We start from the raw sequence: 5,057 nt of genomic DNA, 5'->3' as shown, positions 1-5,057 counted from the left end.
GAAATGAAAAAATACTTTATATTACATGTGTGGAAGTCGTTTTTTCGCTAGCTGTCTGTTAGATGGACAAGTATGTGGTTGAACCTTCTTCTTCATCAAAGTTGACCGAGATTAGTGTTTAATCGAAAGGATCTTCTTGAGATCCTGTTATTCTGGGCGTAATCTCTTGTTCCAGAAACGAAAAAACCGCCTTTCGGCGGTTTCTCGCCGGATCCTTGAGCAACGAACTCTTGAATCCGGGTGGTAACTGGATCTTTACGGGAACAGTCACCAAATTCGTTTGATTAGTGTAGCCTCAAGATGAGCAACTCTTCAAGTGTAATTTTAAGTTCACACCCCTTAGTTCCCGTAAACCTTCAGTTACCAATGGCTACCGCCACTGGCGATAAGTCGTGTCTGCACCGGATTGGCCTCAAGAGAATGTTGCTGGTGAGACGTGGTAGTCGGGTTGAACGGGGGTATCGCTCACACAACCCAAGCGTGCGACGCGCACCATAACCGTGTACGGACTGGCAGAGTCGTACAGCACTGCACCAGTGGATAACGGGCATTCAACGGCACCACTTAAAAAAAGCGATGGCGGTACAGCAGCAGCCAAGGCCAAAGCAGTGACAGCAGGAACCGGTGTGTCTCCGGAGCGCGAGCGAGGGGCAGGGAATATGCATTTCCCGCCGATAGTCCGGAGCAAGGCTGAGTACCTTAGACAGTTATGTCTGGGGAGGCTCGGCCTGCCTTGAGCACAGCGAGGGACAGGCCGAGCCTCCCCAGGGAGCCGCTTTTGGCGACATCCTTCTTTCCCGTGCTTTTTTCTCAGCTCATATTTAAAACCTCCCCCTGTTACCCCCTCCGCTCGCCGCAGACTAGACTAGGCACACCCGCCATAGCGGGGAGCTCTGTCTGGGCGAGGANGCGGCATATCGCCTGTGGTGGCTTGTTTAACTCGGTCACTCGGTTACTTGTTTTTACCCCCGCAACATGAAAAATCTGGCCCACATCCCAACACCGATTTAACATATAAGCCAGCATACACATCGCTAACGCTCTGTGATGTGGTTCATGGCTGCGCCCCGAAACCCGCTAAAGGCGACACCCTGACGCGCTAGCGCTTGTCCAACTCCTCCGTTCGGCTGGCCAAGCGCCACCGAATCGCCGGCGTTTTGGTTTATGGCCATAACATTTTTTCATGGAGATTTTTGTATGTCCGAACATCGCACCAAAATGTTGGCCGTGCGTGTTTCTGAAGCCGAGCATGCGGCGCTGCTCGACCGTTGCAACCGTCCGCGCCTGGCGGAGTGGATGCGGTCGGTGTGCCTGGGCGAACCGGTTGCAAAAAAGCACAGGCGGCCGCCCCCGATGATTGATCCGGCGCTGCTGCGCCAGTTGTCAGGATTGGGGAATAATCTCAATCAGATAGCGCGACAGGTGAACTCGGTCACGGTGGCCGGTGGTGCGTTACCTGCGGTGCAAATCTGCGCGGCACTGGCGGGACTTGAGCGGGAATTGCGCCGGTTGCGTGAGGCTTACAGCCATGATTGTTAAATTCCATGCGCGGGGTACCGGTAGGGGCAGTGGGCCGGTGGATTATCTTTTGGGCCAAGACCGGCAGCGGGAGGGCGCAACGCTTTTGCGGGGCAGTCCGGCTGATGTGGTGGCACTGATTGACAGCAGTGATTACACGAAGCGCTACACGTCCGGCGTCCTGTCCTTTCAGGAGGCAGACCTTCCGACGGAGGCGAAAGACAAGTTGATGTTCAGCTTTGAAAAAGCGCTATTGCCGGGACTGGATGCGGATCAGTACGCCTGTCTGTGGGTGGAGCACCACGACAAGGGGAGGCTGGAGCTGAATTTTTTGGTGCCGAATGTCGAGCTGCAAAGCGGAAAGCGGTTGCAACCGTGGTTTGCACCGGCAGACAAGCCGCGCATCGATGCGTGGAAAACGGTGGTTAATGCCCAGTTGGGGCTACACGACCCCGACTCGCCGCTGAACAAGCGGGCCTTGTGTACCCCGCGTAATTTGCCTGCGTCGAAACTGGCGGCGGCTCAGGCTATCACTGACGGGCTGTTGTCACTGGCGGCGAGTGGCGAATTGCGGCAGCGGGACGACGTGATCCGCACGCTGGAAGAGGCCGGTTTTACCGTGGCCCGCGAGACGAAAAGCAGTATCAGTATTGCCGACCCCGAAGGGGGGAGGAATATCCGGTTAAAGGGGATGTTGTATGAGCGGGATTTTAGATTTGGCGAAGAACTTCGAGGTGAAATCGAGGCAGCAGGCGAGCGATACCGATGCAGCGTTGAGGCGCGTGTTCAGGCAGCACGAGGAATCTATCAGCGCGGCGTTGAGCTCAAGCGAGCAGAAAATCACCATCGCCATAAACGCGCAGAGAGCGTCTATGCAGCGCCTGATCCTCAGGACATGGCTTTGGGTGGGCGTGAGCCTGATAACGTGCCTGAGCCTCGGGTGGGGCGTTCTGTGGTATCAGGGGAACGTGATCGCCGCGAACGTGGAGAGGTTGAGCGAGCAGAAGCAGGCATTAGCGGAATTCGAGGCGAAAACGTGGGGCGTGAGCCTGATGGAGGACAAAGACGGCCAGTTTATCGTGTTGCCGAAAGGGACGAGCGTGAAAACGGGCTGGACGGTGGACAACGGGACGCGGGAAGCCGTGAAGATAGTGCGTTAAGGGGGCATAATGACCGAGCTGGAAACACAATTATTGAGCGCGTTAGAGCAGCTGCAGAGCGAGTCCGCGCAGCACTATCAGGACTGGGAAAGCGCCTTCGGCGAACTGCAGCAGATGTACGACACCACGAGGCAGGAGAACGCGCAGGTGCGTCTGGAGATAAGATCCTTAAGCAGTCAGGTGTCGAGCTTGAGCGAGCAGCTCCAGCGGTTGAACACGCTGTACGGTCAGAACAGGCGATGAAGATTGAGCGCGAGAAAGTGCTTGAGCTGTCCCGCGCCAAATCGCGGCAGTATCACGGGCCAACGCTTTAACTGAACAGCCTGGACCAGAGCCCTTTTTTACGCGCCTGCTGCAGGGTTTCATTCAGCTTCCTGATTTCATCACGCAGCTGGTTTTTCTCGTCTTCATGCTGCTGGCTTTCTTTTTCCCGCAGGGTTTTATCTTCCAGCATCAGGGTGATGGCCTGTTTCATTTCGGCCAGCTCTTTCTGCATGGCTGCTAGTTGATCATGTGGGAAATTTTTCTGTGTATTTTCACGGTGTGAAACGTTGGGAATTTGTTTCTCAGGCAGATTCACATTGCCGTACACGCGGATGAGCTCAGAGACATCCACTACCGGGTTGTTTTTCCCGTCGCGTGACACGGTCACCTTTCCCTGCTTTACATGGTTATACAGTGTTCTTCGGGTGATACCAGCTGCCTGTGCAGCCTGTGAAAGGTTGAGCAATGTTTTTGCCACTGTGTACCCCTAATTTTAACGGGTGTGAAAGATGTGTAATTTCTCACGGTTATTATAGCGCTATTTTTGCGGGTATTTCCCAGTGATGAGTGGCTGATCACTGAACTCCTTCATCTGATTTTTCCGTTTTTACTCTGTTCTCATTAACCCGTAATTGTCGCGGTGCTGCGACAAGTGTCGTTAGTGGCTTCCGCAGTCGGCAGATGATGCAATGGCGGTATCAGATAAAACAGGAGTGAGACAATGAAGATATTAATGGCGTTGGCGCTGGTCGTGAAAGTGGTTGGGCTGGTACTGGAGGCGCTGATTCTGGCTTTTGAGTCCGGTGTGTTCCGGCGGTAAACGGCGGGCTGTCCGCCGTTTTTTGTATTTTATTCTTGCGGTCCCCGAGAGCCGGCTTCTTTCTGGTGCTTAACCGTAATAATCACTATCCGGTCCGTTTCCCGGTCATGGCGATAAAGCATCACATAGCCGCTGTCGCCAAATCCGATCACCAGCTCCTGGTATTCCAGCGGGATAAGGGGTACGGGGCGGCCCATATCCGGCTGCATTTTCAGTTGCTGAATGGCCCGGATGATCACCTCACCGGCTTTTCTGGCCGCCAGCCGGTTTTTGGTTTTGAGAAAGTTTTGCAGGCGCTGTAAATCTCGCTGCGCCAGTGCTGAGATGATTACCTGTGGCATGGCGGAGCATCCTGCTCGTTCTCAGTTCCCCAGGTATCCATCCAGGCTTCTGCTTCTTCTGCGGTCAGGTGCAGTCCGGTTTCCTGATAGTGCTGCCATGAAGCCTGCGCATCCCGCAGGTACTGGCTGTGTTTTTCTTCCCGGTCAATGTATTCGGTGATCGCTTCCAGCATCAGCGCGTGGGCGGAGCGGTGGCGGTCATCGGCCAGCGTTTTTAGCCGGTCCTTAAGTTCTTCATCGAGCCTGATGGATGTTGCTGCGGGCATAAATAACCTCAGTAGTCACATGTAATACACATGACTACTGTAATTCGGCGCGGTGATATTTACCAGAAATACGGCACATGGCGTCCTTTTCACGCCAAACGGGTGGCTACCGGTTTTGGTGCATAACGATTCACTCGGCCAGAATTCATCCGCACGATTTTGGGCGGTTTTGGTGGGGTAAACCGTGGATTTCATCATCTTCGGGGGTAAAACGCGCTGAGGGCGTTTTAGCGGTGCGGGAAACAGGTGTTATGTTAAATAGCACTTTGGTTGGTTACAGAAACGATAAAAGCCCTGACTGTATGAGCCAGGGCTTTTAAGGTACTGCTAACTTAAGATTTAACATTAATATACTTCGTAACTAGGTACTGCTATTAGGTACTACTTTAAATGCACAAGTTATTACAGATAACATCCGGGTACTTACAACTACTAAATATTCCCTAATTTACCGGTTTAAAACTACCTAATGACTTTATATGAACAGAAAGTAAAGTCAGCATATATTACTTTAACTCGTACACTTCCCCTTCGCGATATATACTTTTTGATGCGTGGCTTTACTTTCTTCGCGATATTTAAGCTACTGACACTTAATTATTTTCGCGAACTTAAAATCTATAAAAACAAAGCCTTACATCATCGCGCATTATACTTTTACTGATTACTAAAAAACAAACACTTCTAT

At 52.5% G+C, this 5,057-nt stretch carries 7 protein-coding genes and 1 pseudogene; 4 read left to right on the top strand and 4 right to left on the bottom strand.

Annotated features, from left to right (window positions below):
- Positions 1-412: 412 nt before the first annotated feature.
- Positions 413-688, bottom strand: a complete 276-nt coding sequence (locus tag V1952_RS20015) for a hypothetical protein (RefSeq protein ID WP_420072345.1) — start codon at positions 686-688, stop codon at positions 413-415.
- A gap of 509 nt (positions 689-1,197) precedes the next feature.
- Between V1952_RS20015 and V1952_RS20010 the strand changes: the two genes are divergently transcribed.
- The 4 genes and pseudogenes from V1952_RS20010 to V1952_RS19995 all read left to right on the top strand — a co-directional run bounded on the left by V1952_RS20010 (position 1,198) and on the right by V1952_RS19995 (position 2,921).
- The gene (locus V1952_RS20010) at positions 1,198-1,539 is read left to right on the top strand and encodes a MobC family plasmid mobilization relaxosome protein (RefSeq protein ID WP_420072346.1); all 342 of its coding nucleotides are present in this window, start codon (positions 1,198-1,200) and stop codon (positions 1,537-1,539) included.
- A pseudogene (locus tag V1952_RS20005) lies at positions 1,529-1,888 on the top strand (relaxase/mobilization nuclease domain-containing protein); the annotation flags it as partial. The gene V1952_RS20010 and the pseudogene V1952_RS20005, both read left to right, overlap by 11 nt.
- 328 nt (positions 1,889-2,216) lie before the next feature.
- On the top strand, positions 2,217-2,678 hold the full coding sequence (locus V1952_RS20000; protein WP_420073861.1) for an MbeB family mobilization protein: 462 nt from the start codon (positions 2,217-2,219) through the stop codon (positions 2,676-2,678).
- 9 nt (positions 2,679-2,687) lie between these two features.
- Positions 2,688-2,921 carry an MbeD family mobilization/exclusion protein gene (locus tag V1952_RS19995; protein WP_145521126.1) on the top strand — a complete coding sequence of 78 codons (234 nt, stop codon included), beginning with the start codon at positions 2,688-2,690 and terminating at the stop codon, positions 2,919-2,921.
- Between the two features lie 67 nt (positions 2,922-2,988).
- Here V1952_RS19995 and V1952_RS19990 read toward each other — a convergent pair whose 3' ends face one another.
- The 3 genes from V1952_RS19990 to V1952_RS19980 all read right to left on the bottom strand — a co-directional run bounded on the left by V1952_RS19990 (position 2,989) and on the right by V1952_RS19980 (position 4,369).
- Positions 2,989-3,420 carry a hypothetical protein gene (locus tag V1952_RS19990; protein WP_420072347.1) on the bottom strand — a complete coding sequence of 144 codons (432 nt, stop codon included), beginning with the start codon at positions 3,418-3,420 and terminating at the stop codon, positions 2,989-2,991.
- 371 nt (positions 3,421-3,791) lie between these two features.
- A complete protein-coding gene (locus V1952_RS19985; protein ID WP_420075394.1) occupies positions 3,792-4,103 on the bottom strand; it encodes a type II toxin-antitoxin system RelE/ParE family toxin in 312 nt (103 codons plus the stop codon).
- On the bottom strand, positions 4,091-4,369 hold the full coding sequence (locus V1952_RS19980; protein WP_420075393.1) for a CopG family ribbon-helix-helix protein: 279 nt from the start codon (positions 4,367-4,369) through the stop codon (positions 4,091-4,093). Before V1952_RS19980 ends, V1952_RS19985 begins: the two co-directional genes overlap by 13 nt.
- Positions 4,370-5,057: the final 688 nt, after the last annotated feature.

The organism is Yersinia sp. 2542 StPb PI, assembly GCF_048593855.1.
Taxonomy (GTDB): Bacteria; Pseudomonadota; Gammaproteobacteria; order Enterobacterales; family Enterobacteriaceae; genus Yersinia; species Yersinia enterocolitica_E.
Note: the sequence above shows the minus strand (reverse complement) of the source record. Positions and strands in the feature narration are given on the sequence as shown.